This is a genomic window from Actinoplanes sp. NPDC049598 (genome assembly GCF_040675435.1).
In the GTDB taxonomy this organism is placed as follows: domain Bacteria; phylum Actinomycetota; class Actinomycetes; order Mycobacteriales; family Micromonosporaceae; genus Actinoplanes.
On record NZ_JBFAOX010000023.1, the window covers coordinates 1 to 23,852 of the forward strand.

The 23,852-nt window shown below is 69.9% G+C and carries 25 protein-coding genes and 1 pseudogene; 12 read left to right on the forward strand and 14 right to left on the reverse strand.

What is annotated here, in order from left to right; translation table 11 throughout:
- Window positions 1-315: 315 nt before the first annotated feature.
- Entirely contained in the window at window positions 316-1,032 is a 717-nt protein-coding gene (locus AB0J66_RS37275; protein WP_364671318.1) for an AAC(3) family N-acetyltransferase, read from the reverse strand.
- A 58-nt stretch (window positions 1,033-1,090) separates the two neighbouring features.
- On the opposite strand from AB0J66_RS37275, the gene AB0J66_RS37280 reads away from it, so the two are divergent.
- From AB0J66_RS37280 to AB0J66_RS37310, 7 genes are all read left to right on the forward strand, one after another.
- The gene (locus AB0J66_RS37280) at window positions 1,091-1,768 is read left to right on the forward strand and encodes a VOC family protein (RefSeq protein WP_364671321.1); all 678 of its coding nucleotides are present in this window, start codon (window positions 1,091-1,093) and stop codon (window positions 1,766-1,768) included.
- A gap of 92 nt (window positions 1,769-1,860) precedes the next feature.
- Window positions 1,861-2,868: a LacI family DNA-binding transcriptional regulator gene (locus AB0J66_RS37285; RefSeq protein WP_364671324.1), complete on the forward strand. Its 1,008-nt coding sequence runs from the start codon at window positions 1,861-1,863 to the stop codon at window positions 2,866-2,868.
- Window positions 2,865-4,151, forward strand: a complete 1,287-nt coding sequence (locus AB0J66_RS37290) for an extracellular solute-binding protein (protein WP_364671327.1) — start codon at window positions 2,865-2,867, stop codon at window positions 4,149-4,151. Before AB0J66_RS37285 ends, AB0J66_RS37290 begins: the two co-directional genes overlap by 4 nt.
- A 65-nt stretch (window positions 4,152-4,216) precedes the next feature.
- Window positions 4,217-5,059, forward strand: coding sequence for a sugar ABC transporter permease (locus AB0J66_RS37295; RefSeq protein WP_364671329.1), 843 nt, complete (start codon window positions 4,217-4,219; stop codon window positions 5,057-5,059).
- A 1-nt stretch (window position 5,060) separates the two neighbouring features.
- Window positions 5,061-5,891 (forward strand): carbohydrate ABC transporter permease, encoded by an 831-nt coding sequence (locus tag AB0J66_RS37300; RefSeq protein WP_364671332.1) that lies wholly within the window; start codon window positions 5,061-5,063, stop codon window positions 5,889-5,891.
- 1 nt (window position 5,892) lies between these two features.
- Entirely contained in the window at window positions 5,893-7,047 is a 1,155-nt protein-coding gene (locus AB0J66_RS37305) for a hypothetical protein (RefSeq protein WP_364671335.1), read from the forward strand.
- A complete protein-coding gene (locus AB0J66_RS37310) occupies window positions 6,953-8,851 on the forward strand; it encodes a hypothetical protein (RefSeq protein WP_364671337.1) in 1,899 nt (632 codons plus the stop codon). The genes AB0J66_RS37305 and AB0J66_RS37310 overlap by 95 nt, the downstream gene beginning before the upstream one ends.
- Before the next feature lie 15 nt (window positions 8,852-8,866).
- Here AB0J66_RS37310 and AB0J66_RS37315 read toward each other — a convergent pair whose 3' ends face one another.
- Both AB0J66_RS37315 and AB0J66_RS37320 read right to left on the reverse strand, forming a co-directional pair.
- A complete protein-coding gene (locus AB0J66_RS37315) occupies window positions 8,867-9,286 on the reverse strand; it encodes a nitroreductase/quinone reductase family protein (RefSeq protein ID WP_364671340.1) in 420 nt (139 codons plus the stop codon).
- 9 nt (window positions 9,287-9,295) lie between these two features.
- On the reverse strand, window positions 9,296-9,508 hold the full coding sequence (locus AB0J66_RS37320; RefSeq protein ID WP_364671343.1) for a hypothetical protein: 213 nt from the start codon (window positions 9,506-9,508) through the stop codon (window positions 9,296-9,298).
- A 137-nt stretch (window positions 9,509-9,645) separates the two neighbouring features.
- Between AB0J66_RS37320 and AB0J66_RS37325 the strand changes: the two genes are divergently transcribed.
- Entirely contained in the window at window positions 9,646-9,828 is a 183-nt protein-coding gene (locus tag AB0J66_RS37325; RefSeq protein WP_364671346.1) for a hypothetical protein, read from the forward strand.
- Window positions 9,829-9,849: 21 nt separating this feature from the next.
- Here the strand turns inward: AB0J66_RS37325 and AB0J66_RS37330 are convergent, their stop codons facing one another.
- Window positions 9,850-10,623, reverse strand: a complete 774-nt coding sequence (locus AB0J66_RS37330; protein ID WP_364671349.1) for an SAM-dependent methyltransferase — start codon at window positions 10,621-10,623, stop codon at window positions 9,850-9,852.
- Window positions 10,624-10,953: 330 nt separating this feature from the next.
- Here AB0J66_RS37330 and AB0J66_RS37335 point away from each other — a divergent pair, with 330 nt between their 5' ends.
- Window positions 10,954-11,295, forward strand: a complete 342-nt coding sequence (locus tag AB0J66_RS37335; RefSeq protein WP_364671352.1) for a hypothetical protein — start codon at window positions 10,954-10,956, stop codon at window positions 11,293-11,295.
- 85 nt (window positions 11,296-11,380) lie between these two features.
- On the opposite strand, the gene AB0J66_RS37340 is transcribed toward AB0J66_RS37335, so the two are convergent.
- The 4 genes from AB0J66_RS37340 to AB0J66_RS37355 all read right to left on the reverse strand — a co-directional run bounded on the left by AB0J66_RS37340 (window position 11,381) and on the right by AB0J66_RS37355 (window position 14,950).
- Window positions 11,381-12,526: a sigma-70 family RNA polymerase sigma factor gene (locus AB0J66_RS37340; protein ID WP_364671355.1), complete on the reverse strand. Its 1,146-nt coding sequence runs from the start codon at window positions 12,524-12,526 to the stop codon at window positions 11,381-11,383.
- Window positions 12,523-12,930, reverse strand: coding sequence for a YciI family protein (locus AB0J66_RS37345; RefSeq protein ID WP_364671691.1), 408 nt, complete (start codon window positions 12,928-12,930; stop codon window positions 12,523-12,525). The genes AB0J66_RS37340 and AB0J66_RS37345 overlap by 4 nt, the downstream gene beginning before the upstream one ends.
- 101 nt (window positions 12,931-13,031) lie before the next feature.
- Window positions 13,032-13,853 carry an ABC transporter permease gene (locus AB0J66_RS37350; protein ID WP_364671357.1) on the reverse strand — a complete coding sequence of 274 codons (822 nt, stop codon included), beginning with the start codon at window positions 13,851-13,853 and terminating at the stop codon, window positions 13,032-13,034.
- Between the two features lie 62 nt (window positions 13,854-13,915).
- The gene (locus AB0J66_RS37355; RefSeq protein ID WP_364671360.1) at window positions 13,916-14,950 is read right to left on the reverse strand and encodes an ABC transporter substrate-binding protein; all 1,035 of its coding nucleotides are present in this window, start codon (window positions 14,948-14,950) and stop codon (window positions 13,916-13,918) included.
- A gap of 204 nt (window positions 14,951-15,154) precedes the next feature.
- On the opposite strand from AB0J66_RS37355, the gene AB0J66_RS37360 reads away from it, so the two are divergent.
- Complete coding sequence (locus AB0J66_RS37360; protein ID WP_364671694.1) at window positions 15,155-16,081, forward strand: LLM class F420-dependent oxidoreductase; 927 nt, start codon at window positions 15,155-15,157, stop codon at window positions 16,079-16,081.
- Here AB0J66_RS37360 and AB0J66_RS37365 read toward each other — a convergent pair.
- Entirely contained in the window at window positions 16,066-16,701 is a 636-nt protein-coding gene (locus AB0J66_RS37365; protein WP_364671363.1) for a response regulator transcription factor, read from the reverse strand. The two genes, AB0J66_RS37360 and AB0J66_RS37365, sit on opposite strands and share 16 nt — an antisense overlap.
- The gene (locus AB0J66_RS37370) at window positions 16,653-17,939 is read right to left on the reverse strand and encodes a sensor domain-containing protein (protein ID WP_364671366.1); all 1,287 of its coding nucleotides are present in this window, start codon (window positions 17,937-17,939) and stop codon (window positions 16,653-16,655) included. Before AB0J66_RS37370 ends, AB0J66_RS37365 begins: the two co-directional genes overlap by 49 nt.
- 110 nt (window positions 17,940-18,049) lie before the next feature.
- Here AB0J66_RS37370 and AB0J66_RS37375 point away from each other — a divergent pair, with 110 nt between their 5' ends.
- A complete protein-coding gene (locus tag AB0J66_RS37375) occupies window positions 18,050-19,057 on the forward strand; it encodes an acyl-CoA desaturase (protein WP_364671368.1) in 1,008 nt (335 codons plus the stop codon).
- On the opposite strand, the gene AB0J66_RS37380 is transcribed toward AB0J66_RS37375, so the two are convergent.
- Window positions 19,054-20,772: a pyruvate dehydrogenase gene (locus AB0J66_RS37380; protein ID WP_364671371.1), complete on the reverse strand. Its 1,719-nt coding sequence runs from the start codon at window positions 20,770-20,772 to the stop codon at window positions 19,054-19,056. The two genes, AB0J66_RS37375 and AB0J66_RS37380, sit on opposite strands and share 4 nt — an antisense overlap.
- Window positions 20,773-20,917: 145 nt before the next feature.
- Here AB0J66_RS37380 and AB0J66_RS37385 point away from each other — a divergent pair, with 145 nt between their 5' ends.
- Window positions 20,918-21,658: a hypothetical protein gene (locus AB0J66_RS37385; protein WP_364671373.1), complete on the forward strand. Its 741-nt coding sequence runs from the start codon at window positions 20,918-20,920 to the stop codon at window positions 21,656-21,658.
- On the opposite strand, the gene AB0J66_RS37390 is transcribed toward AB0J66_RS37385, so the two are convergent.
- The 3 genes and pseudogenes from AB0J66_RS37390 to AB0J66_RS37400 all read right to left on the reverse strand — a co-directional run.
- Window positions 21,655-23,100: a LamG domain-containing protein gene (locus AB0J66_RS37390; protein ID WP_364671376.1), complete on the reverse strand. Its 1,446-nt coding sequence runs from the start codon at window positions 23,098-23,100 to the stop codon at window positions 21,655-21,657. The genes AB0J66_RS37385 and AB0J66_RS37390 overlap by 4 nt on opposite strands.
- A 47-nt stretch (window positions 23,101-23,147) precedes the next feature.
- A complete protein-coding gene (locus AB0J66_RS37395; protein WP_364671378.1) occupies window positions 23,148-23,411 on the reverse strand; it encodes an acylphosphatase in 264 nt (87 codons plus the stop codon).
- A gap of 20 nt (window positions 23,412-23,431) precedes the next feature.
- Window positions 23,432-23,852: pseudogene (locus tag AB0J66_RS37400) on the reverse strand (hypothetical protein); the annotation flags it as partial.

The window sequence follows — 23,852 nt, forward strand, 5'->3', positions numbered from 1 at the left end:
CGCGCGGGATGCGGACACCGCGCGGGATGCGGACACCGCGCGGGATGCGGACACCGCGCGGGATGCGGACACCGCGCGGGATGCGGACACCGCGCGGGATGCGGACACCGCGCCTGCGGGGTGCGGGCGCCTGCGGGATGCGGACACCGCGCGGGATGCGGACACCGCGCCTGCGGGGTGCGGGCGCCTGCGGGATGTGGGCGTCGCGCGGGGAAGAGTCGGGTGGGGGCGGTGATGCGGGTTGGCTGGCGGGTGCGGGTCAGCGGTGGGCTTGCAGCCAGGTGGTGGTGAAGTCGACGAGGGGGCGTTGGGGCATCAGGCGGGCGGGGGGGGGTTGCCGACGGGGCCGAGGGTGAACGGGCCGGATGCTTCGTGGGCGGCGCCGATCTGCGGGAAGTCGGCGGTGGGGGCGGTCCAGGTGATCCAGCGGGCGGTGCCGTCGTGGTTGCGTACGGCGGCTCCGTGGGTGGCTGTCGGGGGGTGGGGCTGCCGGGTCTCGGCCAGGTGGAGCGAGGTGTTGCTGCCGTGGCCGCAGCCGAGCAGCAGGACCTTGCCGTGCAGGCGGTAGATGGCGCCTAGCGGGGAATCCTCGCCGAGGGCGTCGCCGAGGCGGTGGCCGGCGGTGATGGTGGCGGCGTGGGCGCCCAGGGCGGCGAAGGAAACCTGCGGGTGGGTGCTGCGGTGGGCGCCGGGCCAGGTGTGGACGGTTTCGGGGAGGACGCCCATCCAGCGGCTCGGGGTGCGGGCCGGGTCGAAGCCGGGGCTCTGTTCGCGCAGGATCGGCCACCACTCCGGCGGGACCGGTGGGTTGTCCCAGGCGGCCGGGTCGGAGTTGAACGGGGTGTGGGTGGGCACGATCAGGGTGCCGCCGGGGCCGAGGACGTCCAGCAGGGCCTGGACGACGGCCTGGACCTGGCCGGCTACGGGGCCGATGGCTCGCATCGACGAGTGGGCGAGCACGGTGTCGCCGGGGGCGAGGCCGAGGGTGCGGAGGTCGGCGGCGAGCGAAGTCGTGGTGTGGAGGGCCGGCACCGGGCCGGTATCGGCGAAACTGAGGTGCGGGTGGGTCGGTGGGCGTCTATGAAGGGGCATGGCTATTCGACTTGCCGCTATCTGTTTCGAGGCGCATCGGCCGCGGGAGCTGGCCGCCTTCTGGGGTGGGCTGCTGGGCTGGAAGGCGGGGGACGATCCGCTGAGGCTTGTGCCGGAGGACGACGCCGGGGTGCCGGTGTGGTTCGCGCCGGCCGAGGAGGCCAAGGTCGAGCACAACAAGATCCACTTTGATCTGACCAGCGGGTCGGCTGAGGAGCAGCGGGGGCTGGTGGAGCGGGCCCTCGAGCTGGGCGGCCGGCCCTGCGATGTCGGGCAGAAGGGGGACGAGGGGCACGTCGTGCTGGCCGATCCGGAGGGCAACGAGTTCTGTGTGATCGAGCCGGGGAACAACTTCCTCGCCGGGTGCGGGCGGGTGGGGGCGATCAACTGCGACGGGTCGCGGGCGCTCGGGTACTTCTGGAGCGAGGCGCTGGGGTGGCCGCTCGTCTGGGATCAGGACGAGGAGACGGCGATCCAGTCCCCGTACGGCGGCACCAAGATCACCTGGAGTGGGCCGCCGGTTTCACCGCGAGTCGGCAAGGATCTTTTTCTGGCCGTCGCGGTCGACGGGGCGGCCGATGTGGATCGCCTGGTCAAGCTGGGGGCGGGACGTGTCGATGACCGGACGATGACGGACCCCGATGGCAATAAATTTTCTGTGTTAACACGTCCGTAACACGGACAAAACGAGTTCGCCTCCGATTGCGCGCCTCTTCAAACCGGTTTAGGTTCGCGTTCAAACCGGTTTGAAGACGCACCGGAGGTGGCATGAGCAGGCCCACGATCCGCGACGTGGCCGCGGCGGCGGGAGTCTCCAAGGGCACCGTCTCGTTCGTCCTGAACGGACGGCCGGGGGTGGCCGAGGAGACCAAACGCCGGATTCTGGACGCCGCGAGGGAGCTCGGCTTCACGCCGAGTCACCAGGCCCGCGCGCTCTCCGTCTCCCGCGCGTTCGCGGTCGGCCTGGTCCTGGCTCGTGAGCCCGAGCTGCTCGGGGCCGACCCGTTCTTCCCGGCCTTCATCGCCGGAGTCGAGCGCACGCTCTCCGACCGTGGTCAGGCCCTCGTCCTTCAGGTCGTGCCCGAGGATCAGGAGGAGGCCGGCTACCGGCGGCTGGCCGGCTCCAAGCGGGTCGACGGCGTCTTCGTCCTCGACCTGCACGTCGCGGATCGGCGGATCGCGCTGCTCGAGGAACTGGGGATGCCGGCGGTCACCATCGCCCGCCCCGATGTGCCCAGCGGCTTCCCGGCCGTCCTGGTCGACGACCGGCCCGGCATCATCGCCGCCGTCGAGCATCTGGCCGGCCTCGGCCACCGCCGCATCGCGCATGTCGGCGGCCCGGCCCACTTCCTGCACGCGTCGATCCGGCGGAGGGCGTGGGCGGAAGCCGCCGGAGAAGCCCCCTACGTCGAGGCGGACTTCTCCGCGGCGGGCGGCGCTCAGGCCACCCGCGACCTGCTGAGCAGCGAGAACCCGCCCACGGCGATCGTCTACGCCAACGACCTGATGGCCATCGCCGGCATGGCGGTGGCTCAGGAGTACGGCGTGGCCGTCCCCGCCCATCTGTCCGTCACCGGCTTCGACAACACCGAGCTCGCGGGCTACGTCAGCCCGGCGCTCACCAGCGTCCGCACCGACCCGTACCTCTGGGGCCGGAAAGCCGCGGAAGCCCTGCTCGACCTGATCGAAGGCGAGCACGTGCCCGACATCCCCGTCCCACCGGCCCACCTCGTCGTCCGGGGATCCACCGCTCCGACAGGAGAGAAAACCCGATGAAACGCACCCTCCCGGCCCTGCTCATGACCACGACGCTCCTGCTGGCGGCCGGCTGCGACGGCAGCGGCGGCGGCGACGCCGACCAGGCGAACGCCGCCACCGGCCCGATCACGATCTGGCTCTCGAACAACCAGGAGGAGCTGGCCTGGGGCAAGGCCATGGTCGACTCCTGGAACGGCGCCCACGCCGACCAGAAGATCACCGCGCAGGAGATCCCGGCCGGCAAGAGCTCCGAGGAGGTCATCGGGGCCGCCATCACGGCCGGCAACGCGCCCTGCCTGATCTGGAACACCGCCCCGGCCGCCATCCCGCAGTTCCAGAAGCAGGGTGGCCTGGTGCCGCTCGACTCGTTCGACGGGGCCGCGCAGTACATCGCCGACCGGACCGGGGACACCGCCGAGCAGTACAAGTCGCCGGACGGCAAGTTCTACCAGATGCCGTGGAAGTCGAACCCGGTCATGATCTTCTACAACAAGGACATCTTCGCCAAGGCGGGTCTCGACCCGGAGAAGCCGGCCCTGAGCACGTACGACGAGTTCCTCACGGCCGCCCGGAAGATCAAGTCGAGCAACGCCGCCCCGAACGCCATCTACCCGGCGCCGACCAGCGAGTTCTTCCAGTCCTGGTTCGACTTCTACCCGCTGTTCGCGGCCGAGACCGACGGCAAGCAGCTCGTGCAGGACAACAAGGCGCAGTTCAACTCGCCCGAGGGCCAGAAGGTGGCCGCGTTCTGGAAGACCATGTACGACGAGGGCCTGGCGGGCAAGGAGCAGTACAACGGCGACTCGTTCGCTGACAAGAAGGCGGCCATGGCGATCGTCGGCCCGTGGGCGGTCAAGGTCTACGGCGACAAGGTGAAGTGGGGCGCCGTGCCGGTGCCGACCTCGACCGGCAAGCCGGCCGAGCAGATCAAGACGTTCAGCGACGCCAAGAACGTGGCGATGTACAGCGCCTGCCAGAACCGGGCCACCGCCTGGGAGGTCATCAAGTTCGCCACGAGCAAGGAGCAGGACGGCGCGCTGCTCGAGAAGACCGGTCAGATGCCGCTGCGCAAGGACCTGCAGACGGCCTACCCGGATTACTTCGCCAAGAACGCCGACTACAAGCAGTTCGCCGACCAGGCCGCGCGCACGGTCGAGGTGCCGAACGTGCCGAACAGCGTGGCCATTTGGCAGGCTTTCCGGGACGCGTACTCCCAGTCGGTGATCTTCGGTAAGCAGCCGGTGGCGGATGCTTTCAACGGGGCCGCCGAAAAGGTCGATCAGCTGGCCAGCGGTTCCTGATGACGACGGCGGTCGCTGAAAAAAGGGCCAAGCCGCGCAAACTACTTGGCCGCCACCCGGTCGGCATGATTCTGGCGGCGCCGTACGCGGTCTACATCGCGGTCATCTTCGCCTATCCGTTCGGGTTCTCGATCTGGATGAGCTTCCACGACTACTTCTTCGCGGCGCCCGGCGCGATCGTGGACCACCCGTTCGTCGGCCTCGACAACTACAAAGCGGTGCTGTCGGATCCGGGCGTCCGGCAGGCGTTCAAGAACATCGTCGTCTTCCTGGTCATCAATGTGCCGCTCACGACCGGATTGGCGCTCGTGCTGGCGGTCGCGCTGAACAAGGTGGTGCACGCGCGGACGTTCCTGCGGGTCGCTTTCTACGTCCCGTACGTGACGGCGAGCGTGGCCGTGGTCGGCGTGTGGCTGTTCCTGTTCAACTCCAACGGCCTGGTCAATTCGGCCCTGGGCTCGCTCGCGCCGGATCCGTCGTGGCTGATCAACGACAACCTGGCCATGCCGACCATTGCCGTCTTCGTGACCTGGAAGCAGCTCGGCTTCTTCATCCTGCTCTATCTGGCCGCGCTGCAGAACGTGCCCAAGGAGCTGTACGAATCGGCGTCGGTGGACGGCGCGTCGGCCTGGAACAAGTTCTGGTCGGTGACCGTCCCCGCGGTCCGGCCGGCCACCGCTCTCGTGGTCATCCTGTCGCTGATCACCGGGGCGAATCTGTTCACCGAGCCCTATCTGCTCACCGGTGGCGGCGGTCCGAACGGCGCCTCGGCCTCGCCGGTGCTGGTGATGTATCAGCGCGGCCTGCAGCAGGGCGAGCCGGATTTCGCGGCCGCGCTCGGGGTGCTCCTGGTCATCGGGGTGCTCGTCGTCGCGTACATCAACCGCCGTTTGATAGAGAGGGACTGACATGTCGCGATGGCCCACCGCGGTCCGTTACATCGTGCTGTTCCTCGGCGCGCTGGCGTTCCTGTTCCCCTTCTACTACATGCTGATCGGCTCGCTGCAGAGCGAGCCGGACACCTCGGTCAAGGGCGCGTTCCCGACCGGCGGGTTGACGCTCGACAACTACAGGGACATCAATTCGCGGGTCGATCTGGTCGGCTCGCTCATCAATTCCGGCATCTTCACCGGCGGGGTGCTGCTCGGCACGGTCGTCTTCGGCGTGCTCGCCGGTTACGCGCTGGCCCGGCTGCATTTCCGGGGCCGGGGCACGCTTTTCGTGCTGGTGCTGCTGGTTCAGGTCATCCCGTTCCAGCTGCTGCTGATCCCGCTCTACGTGCTCATCGTGCGCGGTTACGGGCTCGCCGACTCGTACCTCGGGATGATCCTGCCGTTCGCCATCAACACGACGGCGGTCTTCATCTTCCGGCAGTTCTTCCTGGCCCTACCGGACGATCTGTTCGCCGCGGCCCGGCTCGACGGGGCCGGCGAGATGCGGATCCTCTGGTCGGTCGCGCTGCCCCTGGTCCGGCCGGCGCTGCTGACGGCCGTACTGCTCACGTTCATCGGCCCCTGGAACGAATTCCTGTGGCCGTTCCTGGTGACCAAGCAGGCGGACATGCAGCCACTCGCGGTCTCCCTCGCCAATTACATCAGCAATGTGGCGTCGCGAGCGGCCAACCCGTTCGGCGCCATTCTGGCCGGCGCGTGCGTGCTGGCCGCGCCCGCGGTGGCGCTGTTCATCGCGTTCCAGCGTCACTTCGTCTCCACCGATATCGGTTCCGGTGTGAAAGGTTGACATGACGGTCTCGTACGCAATGACCCGGCTCGGCGTCATCATGGCGCCCGACCCCGGCGAAACCCTCGAGGCGGAAGGGGTCCTCAACCCGGCCAGCGGCTGGGGGCCGGACGGAAAGCTCTACCTGCTGCCGCGGCTGGTCGCGCCCGGCAACGTCTCCCGCGTCGGCCTGGCCGAGGTGGAGCTGCGCGACGGCGTGCCCGTCGGCGTGCGCCGCCAGGGCGTCGTGCTGGCCCCGGACGAGGGCTGGGAGCGCGGCAAGAACAACGCGGGCGTCGAGGATCCGCGCACCACCTGGGTGCCCAGCCTGGGCAAACACCTGATGACGTACGTAGCGTACGGGCCCCTCGGTCCTAAGCTCGCCCTCGCCACCTCGACCGACCTGCGCACCTGGGAGCGGCTCGGCCCGATCCAGTTCACGTACCAGAAGGACCTGGACACCGACCTCAACCTGTTCCCCAACAAGGACGCGGTGTTCTTCCCCGAGGTCGTGCCGGGGCCGGACGGGCAGCCGAGCTACGCCATGCTGCACCGTCCGATGTGGGATCTCGGCTGGTTCCGGCCCGGCGAGGGCGTGCACCTGCCGGCCGGCATCTCCGACGAACGGGCCGGCATCTGGATCTCGTACATCCCGGCTTCTGAGGTTGAAGCCGACCTCACCGCGCTGGTCCGGCCGCGCCATCACCGATGCGTGGCGCTCTCCGAGTACCCGTACGAGGAACTGAAGATCGGGGCCGGGCCGCCGCCGCTGCGCGTGCCGGAGGGCTGGCTGCTGATCCACCACGGGGTCACCGGTTACATCCCGCCGGGCTTCGACCCCACCAACCAGCGGGTGACGTACGCGGCGGGGGCGATGCTGCTCGACGCGAACGATCCGGGGCGAGTGCTGTCCCGTACCTCCGAGCCGATCTTTGTGCCCGAGACCGCCGACGAGCAGTCCGGCACCGTGCCCAACGTCGTCTTCCCCACCGCCATCGAGGAGATCGACGGCGTCCACTACGTCTTCTACGGCATGGCCGACTCCAAGATCGGTGTCGCCCGCCTCTCCCGAGGAGTACCTGATGAAGCGCAGATCCGTATTGCTGGGCAGCGGCCTGGCTCTGACCGCTCCCCTGCTGACCTCGACGCCGGCGTCGGCCGCAACCCCGCTCACTAACCTCGCCCATCTCGACTTCCTGCGCGACCGGGTCACCCCGCCGGGAGCGCCGGCGCCGATCGGTGTGCTGTGGACGTACGCGGAGCCGAACGCCGACGGAACTTATCGCCGGATCGGTGGTGGCCCTTACGATCCGGCGACCAACACGTACGGGCAGGGCGCGTTCAACTCCGACGACATCGCCCGCGCCGCCGTCGTCTACATCCGGCACTGGAAGCAGACCAAGGCCCCGGCGAGCAAGGCCGCGGCCCTCGAGTTGCTGCGGGGGCTGGCCTACTTCCAGACCGTTAGTGGCCCTAACGCCGGCAACTTCGTGCTCTGGATGCAGCCCGACGGCACCCTGCACCCCAGCCCCGAGCCGGTGGAACTGCCCGACCCGTCCGACAGCGGGCCGTCGTACTGGCTGGCCCGCGCGGTCTGGGCCCTCGGCGAGGGCTACGCCGCCTTCCGCGAGCCGTTCCTCAAGCAGCGGCTCGACCTGGCCGTCGCCGCCCTTCAACGTCAAGTGCTGGTGCGGTACGGGGACTGGCAGATCGTCGACGGCAAACGGGTGCCCGCGTGGCTCGTCGTCGACGGGGCGGACGCGACCGCGGAGGCGGTGCTCGGGCTCTCGGCGTACGTCTCCGCCGGAGGTCCCGCCCGGAAGGCGTTGCGGCAGTTCGCCGAGGGCATCGCGGCGCTCGGTGGTGGGAACGCGCGGACGTGGCCGTTCGGGGCGGTGCTGCCGTGGGGGCTGTCGTTGTCGGACTGGCACGCGTGGGCGTCACAGATGCCGGCCGCGCTGGCCCGGGCCGGTCAGGTCCTCGGCGCGGCCGACCTGCTGCGGCCGGCGGTGACCGACTCCGCGGTCTTCACGCCGTGGCTGCTCACCTCGGGCGGCCCGGACAACGGGCGGCTGCCGGCCCGGATCGACCGCAACCAGATCGCGTACGGCATCGACTCGCGCCTGCAGTCGCTGCTGGCCGTGGCCGACGCGACCGGCCGCACCGGCTTCCGGCGGCTGGCCGGCATCGTGGCCGCGTGGTACTTCGGCGCCAACGCCGCGGGGGTACCCGCCTACGACCCGGCGACCGGCCGCACGGTCGACGGCATCGCCGCCGACGGCACGGTCAACCGCAACGCCGGCGCCGAATCGACGATCCACGGGCTGCTCAGCATGCTCGCGCTGGACGCCCATCCCGACGTGGCCCGGTTGGCCGGCCAGGGCCACGTCGTGGAACGGGTGGGGACGACGACGGTGGAGGCCGAGCTCGCCACCCTGAGCGGCGGCGCCACCGTGGTCACTCCCTCCTCGCCGTGGACCGGGGAATCTCAGTACAGCAACGGCAGCTACGTCACGCTGCCGGCCGGGGCGTCCCTGCGGTGGCAGGTGCCGGCCCTGACACAGACCCACCTGGTGCTGCCGATCGTCGACCTGCGGCCCGGCAGCAAGGCGGTCACCCGCTGGTCGTCCGGGGGCGCGGTCCGGCACGGGGCTGTCGGTCCGCAGGGCGCCTCGCCGGCGCCGGGGGCGCTGCTGCCGGTCGAGGCCGGGGAGTTGCCGGCCGGCCGGGTTCTGACCGCGGTTGCGTCGGGCGGAGAGGCCGTGGTCGACGCGGTCATGTTGGAGCCGCTGGTCTCCCGCTACGCGATCGGCGGGGGCGGGCGCACGACGACGTTGCTGCGCAGCGCCGCCCGTACGCCCCAGACCGCCGCAGTGACCGGCACTGCGGAGATCTACGACGCCACGGGCGTGCTGCGGGCCCGCACCAGCGGGTCGCGGGCGGTCGTCCTGCCCGGCGGCTTCACTGTGGTGCGACGGTAGCTCCCGAGCCGCCGGCTATGAGCGCACCGTGATCACGGCGATCGGGAACTTCCGGTCGGTCTTGGTCTCATAGTCGGCGGCGTCGGGCCAGTAAGCGCGCCACACGCCGTACAGCCGCTCCCAGTCGGCGTCCCGCCCGGGCCGGGCCACCCGGTGGTCGGCCTTCAGAGTGTCGGCGCCGAGCTCGATGGTGACCGGGCCGTCGAGCGCCTCCAGGTTCGCCACCCACTGCGGGTCCTGCGGCGCGCCGCCGCCACTGCCACAGACGAGGTACGAGTCGCCGTCCGGCGCGGCGACCAGCGGGTTAATGGTCACCTTGCCCGACTTACGGCCGGGGGTGTGCAGCAGGAGGGTGGTCTTGCCCTCCCAGTGACCGCCCAGAACCCCGTTGTTGGCCCGAAAGTTCTCGATCACCGTGTCATTGAAGGAAGTCATGATCGTAGATTAGTCCGACAGTTGCCCAACCTCGGCCGGCGGAAAGACCACCGGCTGGCAGATCTGGAAACCGTCGTCGAGCAAGACGAAGCAGCGCTGCACCCGCGGCCGGCCCTCGTGCTCGAACTCCCAGTCGTAGGCGATCACGTCCCCTCGCCGCCGGCCCGCCGCCCGAACCTTCCCGTTGCGGACGACCGTGAGGGATGTCAGCGCATCAGTCATGGCCTAAGCATGCCTAGGCCGCCCCAGTCACCCACCTAAGGTGGTCTGAGCAGCCAGAATAGGAAATCACGCCCGATGTGGCAGCCCTCCTTACGGCCGAGGATGAAGACATCACCAGCCGAGAAGGAGACCAAGCCATGCTGATCCACTCCGACCTCATGCTCACCCTGGCCAACGAGCACCACCGCGAACTGCTCGCCGAAACCGACCGCCGCCGGCTGCTCACCTCGGCCCGTCTGGCCCGGGCCGCCCGCAAAGCCAGCAAGAAGCGCGCCGTGCGGGGACAGCCGGCCACCGGCCTCGCCGCTCGGCAGGCCTGATCGCCTCAGTCCATCTCCCGATCAGGGCTTGCGGGCCACACCGCAGACGACGTCGAGCTTTTTCGGGTCGTCGGCGGTGGGGCGCCACAGCGGGGCCGAGACCACGCCCGGTTCGATCAGTTCCAGACCGTCGAAGAACCGGGCGAACTGCGGGTGGCTCCTGAGCACGTACGGCGGGTTGGCCTGCTCGTTCCAGATCGTCTCGGCCTCGCCGTGGGCGGGGCTGTGCGAGCCGTCGAGCGCGATGAAATAGCTGCCCGGGGCGAGCGCGTCGAGGTAGGCCCGGACCATGGTGTCGGCCTCGGCGTCATCCGTGACGTGCCCGAGCAGACCGGACATGATCAGTGCTACCGGCCGGCTGAAGTCGAGCGTCCCGGCCGCCGCCGCCAGCACCTTGGCCGAGTCCCGGCCGTCGGCGTCGACGTACTGCGTGGCGCCCTCCGGGCTGCTGGTCAGCAGGGACCGCGCGTGCGACAGAATCATCGGATCGAAGTCCACATAAACGATCTTCGACTCGGGCGCGACGCGCTGCGCCACCTCATGCGTGTTGTCCGCCGTCGGCAATCCCGTGCCCACATCGAGGAACTGCCGGATCCCGGCCTCGCCGGCCGCGAAGGTCACCGCCCGTACGAGAAAGGCCCGCGACGCCCGCGCGTTCTCCACGATGTCCGGGAACGCCTGCCGGATCTGATCGCCCACCTGGCGGTCGACCGCGAAGTTGTCCTTGCCGCCCAGCCAGTAGTTCCAGATTCGCGCCGTCTGGGGCTCACTCGTATCGAACTGCGCGTCGGCCATCGCCGCCCCCTCGCCAGTCTGAAGTGGACGGACAACATGCTAACCCTGGCGGTTCACCCGAACGAGTGAAGGTCTCTTTCGCATTGTCTTGCTGACGAGCGTCCACTTCGGATCGCCGATCCCTGCGTTCCACAACCATGAAATCCACGCACACGCAAGATCAGTACGACAGGCACTTCCGAGCTCGCATGATCGACTTCTTCACCCTCGGCGGCCAGCCGTGGCCGCGCCGTCTCAGACGTCCGCGGTCAGGCGAACACGGACGAGATCCTTGCGGAGGCGGTCGCGCTCGACGCGTCCACGCCGCGCGAGTTCGCCGTGCTTGCTGTCGTGGAAAGTGTGCCTCAGCCGGAGCAGGCGAAGCAGCACAGCGCGTGGATTTCGGGTCGAGAGGTCGTGGCGGTGGCCGGCGCCTTCCGGATCGCCCTGCGCCGCCTGTACCGAACCCGGAACATCGTGCTGCACGGCGGCTCCACGCAGGGGCCGGCGGCGAAGGCCGCGCTGCGCATCGCGGCTCCACTGGTCGGTGCCGGACTCGATCGGATCGCCTACGCGGTGCTGGCCGAAGGGGTGGCGCCGCTCAACCTTGCCGCCCGGGCCGAGGTCGGCCTGAAGCTGGTCGGTGGCGAGACCGGCCTGACCGTGACCGACCTTCTCGAGCCCGACGTGTGATGTCGCCCTGCTGTCGGAAGCAAAAGAACCCCGGCCATGGGCCGGGGCTCTCAGCGATTCTGGAGACGACTGTACACGCTCGGCGTCATTCGTGGCCGTTGGTGTTGAGGCGGGCGGCCTGGCGGGTCAGGTGGTCGCGTTCGGCGGTGTTGGTGGCTTTGCGGGCGGCTTCGGCGTACAAGCGGGCGGCCGCCGCCAGGTCGCCGGCGCGTTCGTGGAGGTGGGCCTCCACGGCGGTGTAGCGGGGCAGGGTGGGGTCCAACGGGGTGAGGGCGGCCAGGCCGGCTCGAGGGCCGTCGGCTTCGCCGAGGGCTACGGCGCGGTTGAGGCGGACGACCGGGTTGTCGGTGAGCTGGGTCAGTTCGTCGTACCACTCGACGATCTGGAGCCAGTCGGTTTCCCCGGCCGTGGGGGCGTCGGCGTGCAGGGCGGCGATGGCGGCCTGGGCCTGGAACTCGCCGAGGCGGTCGCGGGAGAGGGCGGTCTGCAGGATCCGGACGCCCTCGGCGATCAGGGTGGTGTCCCAGCGGGTGCGGTCCTGGGCGGCCAGCGGGATCAGGCTGCCGTCGGGGGCCGTACGGGCGGGGCGGCGGGCGTGGTGGAGCAGCATCAGGGCGAGCAGACCGGCCACCTCGGGGTGGTCGATGGCGGCGGCCAGCTGGCGGGTGAGGCGGATGGCCTCGGCGGCCAGGTCCACGTCGCCGGAGTAGCCCTCGTTGAAGACCAGGTAGAGCACGCGGAGCACGGTGGCCACGTCGCCCGGCTGGTCGAAGCGTACGGCCGAGACTGTCTTCTTGGCCCGGCTGATGCGCTGGGCCATGGTCGCCTCGGGCACCAGATAGGCCTCGGCGATCTGGCGGGTGGTGAGGCCGCCGACGGCGCGCAGGGTGAGGGCGACGGCTGAGGCGGGAGTGAGCGACGGGTGGGCGCACAGGAAGTACAGGCGCAGGGTGTCGTCGGTGGTGGCGGCCGGGCCGGGATCGGGTTGGGCGTCGACCAGGTCCTCGCGGCGGCGGCGGGCGGCGTCGGAGCGTACGGCGTCCAAGTATCTGTTCCAGGCGACCGTGACGAGCCAGCCCTTGGGGTCGCGGGGTTCTTCCCGGTGCCAGGAGCGGACGGCCTCGACCAGCGCGTCCTGCACGGCGTCCTCGGCCGCCGCGAAGTCGGCTCCGCGGCGGACGAGGACGCCGATCACGCTGGGCGTGAGGCTCCTCAGAAGAGGCTGGTTCATTCGGTGATGGTCGGCATCTCGGTCAGGAACGGGCGCAGCTCGAGCCACTCGTGGATCGGCTTGCCACCCGCGCCGGGGGCCGCCGACAGCTCGCCGGCCAGTTCCACGGCGCGGTCCCGGCTGTCCACGTCGATGATCATCCAGCCCGCGATGAGGTCCTTGGTCTCGGCGAACGGGCCGTCGGTGATCGGCGGGCGCCCCTCGCCGTCGTACCGGACCCACTCGCCCTCAGGAGCGAGCGCCTGGCCGTCGACGTACTCGCCGGTCTTCTCCAGCCGGGCGGCGAAGTCGTTCATGTACTGGATGTGGGCCGAGACCTCCTCGGGCGTCCACTTGTCCATGGGGACGTCGTTGACCGCGCTCGGGTTGCCACGGTAGTGCTTGAGCAGCAGGTACTTGGCCATGGTGAGCATCTCCTCGAGGCTGGGCGACCCCTATTCTGGTCGCTCTCACCACCGGGGACGGAGCCGGCCACGAGTTCTCGACACGGCCGGCGAAAAAACTTCTAGCCGGTTGTTCCGCGCACCCACGGCAGGGAGATGCTCTCGAGCCAGACCAGGGCGTAGTAGAGCACGATGCTGACGATCGCCATCAGGGTGAGGGCGGCGAAGGCGGTCGCGGTGTCGCCCTGACCGCTGGTCTGGACGATGATCGTGCCGAGGCCCTCGTCGACCGCGCCGGACTGCATCTCGCCCACCGCCACGCCGATCACGGCCAGCGGCATGGCCAGCTTGAGGCCGGTGAAGAACTGCGGCAGGGCGGCCGGCACCCGGATCCGGCGGAAGGTCTGCAGGCGGGTCGCGTCCAGCGAACGGGCCAGCTCCGCCAGGTCGGCCGGCGTGCTGGTCAGGCCGGTCGCGGTGGAGAGGACGATCGGGAAGAAACACACCAGAAAGGCCATGGCCAGTACGGGGGTGTGCCCGAACCCGAACCAGGCGATCATCAGCGGGGCCAGGGCCACCTTGGGCACCGCGTTCAGGGCCACCAGCAGCGGGGCGAAGGCCCGCTCGAACGGCTTCCAGGCGGCGATGGCGGCGCCGATGGCCACGCCGACCACGACGGACAGGGCGAAACCGATCAGCGTGATCTTGGTGGTGCCCCACGTGGCGTTCAGCAGCAGCGACGGGTAGCGGCCGAACGCGTCCACCACCTCGGGCGGGGACGGCAGGATGATGGTCTGCAGGTCGAAGATCTCGACCGCCAGCCACCACACCGCGATCGTGACCACGATGCCCAGCAGCGGCCACAGGACCACCGACGGTGACCAGCGCCGGCGCTGCGGAGCGACGGCCACGGGATCAGTCCGCACGAGAGTCTCCTGCACCACGGGGGGCTCCTTAAGAGGCGGGCGCGCCGCGTTTCACGACGCGCCCGGCAATGCCTTCGGCGTCAGGCCTTGGGGGTCAGGTCGAAGTTGATGACCGCCTCGGGCTTGAGGCCCGGGTCGATCTGACCGGAACCCTGCAGGATCGCGATGCTGCGGGCCACGCGCTCGGCGTCGAGCGCGCCGACCGGGATGCCGGCGGCGGCCGAACGGACATACGGCGCCATCAGGGTCAGCTCGGCCGCCACGGCCTCCGCCTTCGCCGTCTGGACGTACTTGGTCATGATCTTGCCGGCGTCGGCCGGGTTGTCGATGGAGTCCTGGAGGCCCTTGAGCAACGCCTCGTTGAACTTCTTGACCTTGTCGGGGTTGTTCTTGGCGTAGTCGGACGACGTGATGATCACGTTGCCGTACAGGTCCTGCAGGTAGTCGCTGTAGGGCAGGACGACCGCGGGCTTCTTGGCGATGCCCTCGACGGTGGGCTTGCCGACGACGAACTGGCCGATGCCCTTGACCTTGCCCGAGGCGAGCGTGCCCATCAGGGCGGTCGCCGCGGTGGGCTGCCAGGTCACCTTCTTGTCGTCGATGTTGGCCAGCTTGGCGTAGGTCGGGAACAGGCCCTGGACCACGGAGCCGGGCTGGTCGGCCAGGGTCTTGCCCTCGAGGTCCTTGGGCGAGTTGATGCCGTTGCCCTCGAGCGAGATGATCGCGGCCATCGTGCGCTGCTGCACGGCGGCGACCGCGGTGAAGCCGGTGACCTTGTCCTTGCCGCCCGCGTTGAGCAGGGCGCCGGTGAGGTCGACCGGGGTGAACTGGGCCTTGCCGGCCACGATGGTCTTGATGTTCTCACCGGTGCCGGAGCCCGGCTTGACCTCGACGTCGAAGCCCGCGTCCTTGAAGTAGCCCTTGTCCAGGGCGACGTACGCGTACGAGTCGCGGCCGAAGGTGCCGAACGAGGTCAGGTACGTGATCTTCTCGAGCGAGCCGCCCTTGCCGCTGCCACCGTCGTCTCCGGAGTCGTCGCTGCAGCCGGCCGCGGCGCTCATCGTGAGGGCGAGGGCGCCCGCGACGACCGATCGTACGAAGGTCCTTCTCTGCACCGTGATCCTCCGGTGGGGGTGTGATCCCGGCAAAACGCCGAGGCGGGTCGAACGAGGGACGGGGATGCCCCGACCGGGGATCGTAGGGCAAACTGGTGCATGCATCGATGACAAGTTTGTCTCAAACGACGAAGTAGACGGATCTCGCACTATCGATCATGATGAGCCGGTATGCGTCCGGATCAGGGATTATTAGGGACGATGATGCGTGTCTGTCTGTTCATCGAGCCGCACCGGGGTGCGACGTACGCCACCCAATTGAGGTTGGCGCGGCACGCCGAGGACGCCGGATTCGAGGGGCTGCTGCGGGCCGACCACTACCGCTCGCTGACCCCCGAGCCGGGGCTGCCGGGCCCGACGGACGCCTGGATCACCCTGGCCGGCCTGGCCCGCGAGACGACCACGCTGCGCCTGGGAACGCTGGTCAACTCGGCGACGTTCCGGCTGCCCGGTCCACTGTCGATCATGGTGGCGCAGGTCGATCAGATGAGCGGCGGCCGCGTCGAGCTCGGCATGGGCGCCGGCTGGGTGGAGATCGAGCACACCGCGTACGGCATCCCGTTCCCGCCGCTGGGTGAGCGCTTCGACCGGCTCGAGGAGCAGCTGGAGATCCTGACCGGCATCTGGGCCACGCCCGAGGGGCAGTCGTACTCGTTCGACGGCAAGCATTACCAGCTCAGCGACGCGCCGGCGCTGCCGAGGCCGGTCCAGCGCCCGCATCCCCCGATCATCGTCGGCGGCAAGGGCCCGCGCCGGACGCCGGAGCTGGCCGCCCGGTACGCGGACGAGTACAACATGCCGTTCAAGAGCGTGGCCGACACCGCGCAGGCCTTCGAGCGGGTGCGCGCGGCCGCCCAGGGCCGCACTCGACCGCTCACGTTCTCGGCCGGCGTGGTGGTGGCTCTGGGCCGTACGGATGCTGAGGCGGCCCGCCGCGAGGCTCCGCTGCACGCGAAGAGCGTGCTGCCTCCGGAAGACCCGGTGGTCGGGTCGCCGGACCGGCTCGTCCAGCGCCTCGGCGAGCTCCAGGAGATCGGCGCGACCCGCGTCCACCTGCGCATCACCGAGATGGACGACCTCGATCACGTCGATCTGATCGCGTCGGAAGTGCTGCCTCAGCTGTCCAGATAGGCCAGTACCGCCAGCACGCGCCGGTTGTCGTCCTCCGACGGCGGCAGGCCGAGCTTGGTGAAGATGTTGTTGATGTGCTTGCTCACGGCCTTCTCGGTGACGAAGAGCCGGCCGGCGATCGCGGCGTTGGACCGGCCGGCGGCCATCTCGCCGAGCACCTCACGCTCGCGGGCCGTGAGCACGTCGAGCGGGCGGTTGCGCTCGAGGAGCCGGGCCACGACCTCCGGGTCCATCACCGTGCCGCCGCCGGCCACCTGCTGCACGGCGTCGACGAAGTGCGCCACGTCGGACACCCGGTCCTTGAGCAGGTAGCCGACCCCGCCCCGGCGGTCGGAGAGCAGCTCACGGGCGTACAGCGGCTCGACGTGCTGGGAGAGCACGAGGACGGGCAGGCCGGGCACCTCGGCCCGGGCGGCGATGGCGGCCTGGAGCCCCTCGTCGGTGAAGGTCGGTGGCAGGCGCACGTCGAGCACGGCCACGTCGGGCTTCTGCTCGAGCAGCGTGGGCAGCACCGACGGACCGTTGTCGACGACGGCGATCACCTCGAAGTCGAACGCCTGCAGGATCCGGGTCAGTCCGTCCCGGAGGAGAGCATGGTCCTCGGCGATGACGACGCGCACGGCAGCTCCATGGTCACGATGGTCGGTCCACCCGACGGGCTGGACACCGACATCGTGCCATCGAAGGCCGCCAGGCGGCGTTCCATTCCGGCCAGGCCGGTGCCCCGGGCCGGGTCGGCCCCGCCGTGGCCGTCGTCGCCGACCTCCATGCGCAGCACGTCGTTCTCAAGCCGCAGGCTGACGTAGGCGAAGGTGGCGCCGCTATGTCGCACCATGTTGGCCAGGCACTCGGCGACCGCGAAGTAGGCCGCCGACTCGACCGGCGTCTCGAGCCGGACCGCCAGCGTCGAGTCGACCGAGGTCGGAATGCGCAAAGTCAGCGCGAGCGCCCGGACCGCCCCGTCCAGGCCGCGCTCGGCCAGCACCGGCGGGTGGATGCCGCGCACGAGGTGGCGCAGCTCGGTCAGCGCGTCGGAGCTGGACTCGCGGGCCTCGGCCAGCAGCTTGCGGGCGGTGGCCGGGTCGCGCTCGACGAGCTCCTCGGCCAGGCCGATCGTCATGCCGAGCGAGGCGAGCCGGGCCTGGGCTCCGTCGTGCAGGTCGCGCTCGATGCGGCGCAGCTCGGCGGCCTGGGCGTCGACCGCGTCGGCCCGGGTCACGGTGAGCTGGCTGACCCGCAGGCGCAGCTCGGCGGCGCGGGTCGGGCCGAGCAGCAGCCGGTTGAACAGAGCGTCGAAGCGGCGCAGATAGGGCGCCACGACCAGGCCCAGCATCAGGATCAGCACGCCCTGGGGCAGCGAGAGGAAGCCCTGGCCGACGCTCTCGATCGGCCAGTTGACGCCGTAGCCGTACCAGACGCCGCCGAGGTAGAGCCACAGCGGCAGCAGCAGGACACCCTCGAGCCCGTAGGCCGGCAGGGCCAGCGTGATGATGCCCAGGGCGAGGCCGACCACCGCGCCGGGCAGCAGCCAGGCGAAGTCGCGCCAGGTGGCCTGCTCGGTGACGATGCGCCGGAAGGCGCCCCAGCCGATGGGCAGGCTGCCCTCGGGGCGAGGACGGTACGGCCGGGCGATGGGCACGCCCCACCAGCCGGCGAGCCGCCGCGCCAGATCGGCCCGGAACCGGATCAGCGCGGTCGCCGCCGGCAGGATCACCAGGCCGAGGCCGAGCACCGGGGTCAGCACCAGGCCGAGCACGAAGAACACGAACAGCGGGATGTTCATGATGGCCAGCACCATGGTCAGCAGCCCGGTGGCCACCGCCCGCAGCCCGTCGCGAATCCAGTCTCGTGTCTCCACCGCTTCATCGTGGCCCACCGGGGCCCGTCAGGGCAGTAGTGCTAGCCCTACCCATTTCGGGGGTCTGGCCTTACTGCCTCAGCGCCTCCAGCCGGGAAGGCTCTACCGGCATGACGACTATGGCAGAGCGGCCGCGAGCGACGGCCGGCAGCGACTTCGCCGAGCTCAACCGACGGATCAACGCGGCCGGCCTGCTGAGACGGCGGCCTGCTTATTACGCGCTCCGGCTGAGCCTGGTCGGCGCGGCGCTGGTCTACGGCTGGGGCGCCTTCTTCGTGATCGGCGCCTCGTGGTGGACGCTGGCCGTGGCCGCGTTCCTGGCCGTGGCCTTCGCGCAGACGGCGCTGGTGGCCCACGACCTCGCCCACCGGCAGGTGTTCCGGACCAACAAGCCGAGCTCCCGGGCCGGGATGATCGTGGCCAACCTGGCGATGGGCATGTCCTACGGCTACTGGATGGACAAGCACACCAAGCACCACGCCAACCCGAACCACGACGACCTCGACCCCGATGTCGGTCCGGGTGTGCTGGCCTGGTCGCCGGAGAACGCGCGCGGGTTCCTCGGCAAGTACCAGGCCTATCTGTTCTTCCCGCTGCTGACGTTGCTCGGGCTGTCGCTGAAGAAGGACAGCGTGCGGGCGCTGCTCAACGGGACGGTCAAACAGCGCCGCCTCGAGTCGATCCTGCTCGGCGCCCATTTCGTGGGGTATGTCGCGGCGCTGGTCCTGGTGCTGACCCCGTTGCAGGCGCTCGCGTTCTTCGCCGTCCATCACGCGATCTTCGGGGTCTATCTGGGGATGACGTTCGCGCCCAACCACAAGGGCATGCCGCATCCCGACGGCACCGAGGACTTCCTGCGCAAGCAGGTGCTGACCTCGCGCAACGTCCGCGGCGGCCGGTTCACCGACGTGGCCCTGGGCGGGCTCAACTACCAGATCGAGCACCACCTGTTCCCGGCGATGCCGACGCCCAACCTGCCCAAGGCGCAGCCGATCGTGCAGGCGTACTGCGCGGAGATCGGCGTCCCGTACGAGATGACCAGCCTGACCGAGTCCTACCGTCAGGCCCTGAGCCACCTGCACGAGGTCGGCGCCGACCTCCGCAGCCGCCGACGCTAATGCGGCAAGTTGCGGAGGTTCGTGCGGGCCAGCTGCAACATCTGGCCGACGCCACCGGCGAGCACCGTCTTGCCGGCGGCCAACGCGAAGCCCTTCGCCTCCTCCTTGGTGATGTGCGGCGGGATCTCCAGCGCGTTCGGGTCGGTCACCACGTCCAGCAGGGCCGGCCCGTCGAAATCGAGCACCGAGCGCATGGCCGCCCGCAGATCGCCCGGCTTCTCCACCCGTACGGTGTGGAAGCCGGCCGCCTTCGCGATGGCGGCGAAATCGACCGCGTCGTGGTCGGTCTCGTAAGGCGGGTCGCCCGCGACCAGCATCTCGAGGCGGACCATGCCGAGGCTCGAGTTGTTGAAGACGACGACCTTGACCGGCAATTGGTGGGTACGAGCCGTCAGCAGCTCGCCGAGCAGCATGGCCAGCCCGCCGTCGCCGGACATCGAGACCACCTGGCGGCGCGGGTCGAGCTTGGCCGCGCCGAGCGCGTGCGGCAGCGCGTTGGCCATCGTGCCGTGCACGAACGAGCCGAGGATCCGGCGCTGCCCGTTCGGGGTGATGAAACGGGCGGCCCAGCTGCAGCACATGCCGGTGTCGACGGTGAAGACCGCGTCGTCGGCCGCCTCCTCGTCGAGCACCCGCGCCACATATTCGGGGTGGATCGGCACGAGGTTGTCCACGTCGTGGGTGTAGGCCTCGACGACCTTGCCCAGCTCCTCGACGTGCTTGTGCAGCATCTTCCGCAGGAACTGGCCGTCCTTCTGCCGCAGCTTGGGCAGCAGGGCCCGGATCGTGGCGCCGACGTCGCCCGCCACGCCCAGTTCGAGCACGGTGCGCCGGCCCAGGCGGGACGGGTCGATGTCGACCTGGATCGTGTTCTTCTGCGGCAGGAACTGCCGGTACGGGAAGTCCGTGCCCAGCAGCAGGACCAGGTCCGCCTCGTGCATCGCCTCGTAACACGAGCCGTAGCCGAGCAGACCGGTCATGCCGACGTCGTACGGGTTGTCGTACTGCAGCACGTCCTTGCCGCGCAGCGTGTGCCCGACCGGCGCGTTCAGCACGCCGGCGAGCTGGAGCACCTCGTCGCGCGCGCCCGTGCAACCGATCCCGCCGAAGATCGCGACGCGGTCCGCCGCGTTGATGCGTACGGCCAGATCCTCGAGCACCTCGGCCGGCGGCGCGCCGAGCACCGGGCCCGCCACGGGGTGTCCGGTGCCGGTCTCGCCGGTCGCCTCCATCGACAGCACGTCACCCGGCAGCACCAGCACCGACGCGCCGCGCTTGCCGACCGCGGTCTGGATGGCGACGCGGGCCATCCGCGGCATCTGCTCGGGCGACGAGACCATCTCGGTCCAGTGGCTGGCCTGCTCGAAAAGCCGCTTGGGGTCGGTCTCCTGGAAGAAACCAGTGCCGATCTCGGTGGAGACGATGTGCGAGGCGAGCGCCAGCACCGGCGCCCCCGAGCGATGCGCGTCGAACACCCCCTGGATCAGGTGCGTGTTGCCCGGGCCGCAGCTGCCGGCGCAGACCGCCAGCCGGCCGGTGAGCTGCGCCTCGGCCGCGGCCGCGAACGCCGCGGCCTCCTCGTTGTGGACGTGCACCCACTCGATCTCGTCGCTGCGCCGGATCGCGTCGCTCAGCGAGTTGAGGCTGTCCCCCACGATCCCGTAAATCCGTCGTACACCGGCCTGGACCAGCACCTCGACCAGCTGATCCGCCACCGTCTGACTCTTACCGAACATCCCGGGCCTCCCGCCGTCTTGGACGGGCTCTACCTACCCGCCGCCGTCGCCGGCGCAACGGAGTCGCTCCTCACAGGGCGTTGCCCTAGGGTATCGATGCACGTCAGGCTTTTACGGGGGACAAATGAAGAAGAGGTTGTTCGCGCTCGCGGCTGGGTTCTTTCTCATCGCCGGCTGCGCGCAGACGGGACAGTTCGCCGCGGCCGGGAGCACTTCGCCGGGGCGGGCGCCGGCGCCCGCTCCGGCCGAGAAGCCGGGCAAGGACGAGTTCGTCGCCGCGCTGGAGAAGACCGGCAAGACCGCCTACAAGTTCGCCGTCAGCGCGGCCGCGCCGGAGAAACAGCGCATCCAGGCCACCGGGTCGTTCGACCCGAGGAGCAAGAAACTCTCCAACACCATCAAGGTCACCGGCGGCAAGGACCCGCAGTCCCGCCAGCGGATCGTCATCGCCGGCGACCTCTACGAGAAGAAGCCCGGCGAGAGGACGTGGGTGCACCTCGACCTCAAGCGCGTCAAGAAGGACTCGTACCTGCAGGTGAACATGGCCGACCCGAACGGGCTGGGCGCGTTCACCAAGGCCATCGAGTCGGCTCAGCAGACCGGCCCGCGCGGCTGGAGCGGAGCCTTCGACCCGAGTTCGGCCGACGAGTTCCTGCCGATCGGCGCCCCCAGCATCTGGATCCTCGGCGGCACGGCCACCTTCACGGCCCTCACCGACGCCCAGGGCTGGATCACGAAGATCACCGTGCAGGTCAGAAACAAGGAGACGCTGAACATGACCACCACGTTCAGCGCCCACGGCAAGCCTGTCGCCATCACCAAGCCGAAACGCGTCGGCGAGGCGATGGACATCTACTACGACTAGAACACCCGGGCCGCGGCGACGGGGCGGGCCGAGACCGCGTACGTCCCGTCGCTGCCGCTGTTGGCGCTCCAGCGGTATCCGGCGAAGCTCCCGGCCGCGTCGGCGTAGAACATCATGTGGCCGATGCCGGCGCCCTGGAAGTTGGTCACGTCGTCGACCATCCGGGTGTCCGGGTACGGCGCGTAGGTCGCCCTGCCGTAAACCCCGTGCGGGTCGGCGGTGCAGTCCACGACTTCGACCGCGTACTGCTTGGCGCCCGGGATCGACGGGCCGTTCGGGTTCTCGCCCTTGAGCTCGCGCACCATCACGATGTGCCCGCTGTTCAGCTGACCCGGGCCGGTGCGGGCCGGGTCGTAATCGATCGCGACCAGGTCGCCCGGCCGCAGCGCGGTGACCTTGTCCACGCGCTTGAGCCGCGGACACGTGTTGGCCGCGAAGATCCGCTGGTAGTCCTCGGCTTCCGGGGACTCGCCGAAGTACTGGTCGAAGAAGGCGTCGGTGGCCCAGGGGTACGCGTGCTTCAGCACCCCGGAGACGAAGGAGGCGCACCGCGCGCGGACGATCCACGAGGCCGGGTCGCCCGGGGCGCCGGCCGCCAACTGGGCCGGGCGCTCCATGTCGTAGACGTTGTTGATCCTGGCGGTCCGGCCGGAGACGACGCCGGCCTCGGCCTCGCTCAGCGCGCGCTGGTATACCCGGACGTCGGAGACGGCGCCGTTCCAGCGGTTGGCGGGCGCGCTGTTCCAGATCGCCTGGCCGATATGGAGATTCGCAGTCGCGATCCACGAGATCGTGGTGGTGGCCTCGGGACCCGGCCGGCCGTCGACATAGAGCCGGAGCTTGCCGCCGTCGCTGACGCCGGTGAGGTGGAACCAGTTGCCCCTCGGCTCCTTGCCCACCAGATCGGGAGCCAGGGCGGACACCTTGACCGTGCCGGCCGGGTCGCGCACCTTGAAGACCCAGCCGAGATCGGGATCCCACTGCAGCAGGAAACGGCTGTTGGCGCCCGAGTCCTGGCTGACCGCCGTGTACATGGTGGTCAGGAGCGCAGTGGGACTGAGCCGGACCCAGGCCGAGACGGTGAACGGCTTACTCGTGTCGAGGGTGGCCGGGGTCGAGGCGTACGCCTGGTCGAAGCTCAGCTCCCCACCGGCGCGCAACGTCGTGAAGCTCGCCCCGCTCCCCAGCGTCAGAGCACGCTGGCCGACCCGATCGAGTGCGTCGCCGGTGAGCGGCCAGTGCCCGGCCAGCCCGTCGGTCAGGTATCCCGCCGCCAGCAGCCGCTGATATTGCACAAACTGCTCGGCGACGATCAGGTGCGGCGCCGACACCGGCACGAACGGCGTGTCCAGGGTCTCGGCCATCGCCTGCTGCGGCCTTCCCAGCGCGGCCAGCGCTCCCGCGGCCGCCCCACCGAACAATCCCCGCCGACTGAGCCGCATCGATCTCCCTTGATGGCGCCGTTCCCGCCGCCGGAGTCTATCGACGCTCAACGAATTGCGAAGCCCGCTTCCCCGATCGCCGGCTCCGCCACGGCGTCGACCGAATCGACCCGCGCGCGGGGTGGCCCTTCGTGCGCCCACTCGACCAGGCTCGCCACCGCTTCCGGCTCCCCTTCGAAGACCGCCTCGACCCGCCCGTCCTCCAGATTGCGCACCCAGCCGTTCACGCCCGCCGCCACCGCCACCCGCCGGCACGTGTCCCGGAAGAACACCCCCTGCACCAGCCCCGCGATCCACACTCGCTGCCGCACCACGCCGCACCCACTTCCACTCAGGCGTGCGCCCACACACGCAGCCGGCCGATCTCCCCGAAACCCGCCGCCCGCGCCGCTTCCAGATCGGCGCCCTGCTCGTACCCCACGAGATCCCTCCCGGGAAAGATCTTGTCAGCCGTACGCACCGTCGCCGCCCACACCGCGTCGGCATCGCTTTCCTTAACCGCAAAGAGGTTCGACACCCCCACCACCCCCGCCGCGAGGCTCAGAATCGCTCCACCCCGAACACCGCTCCTACCCCGGCCGTCGCCACCGTCGGCGCTGATATCGATGCCGATTCCCATGCCGGCACCGGTACTGGCGTCGGCCCTGACGTCGGCTTCGGCTTCGGCTTCGGCTTCGGCTTCGGCTTCGGCTTCGGCTTCGGCTTCGGCTTCGGCTTCGGCTTCGGCTTCGGCTTCGATGAATGCGAGCATG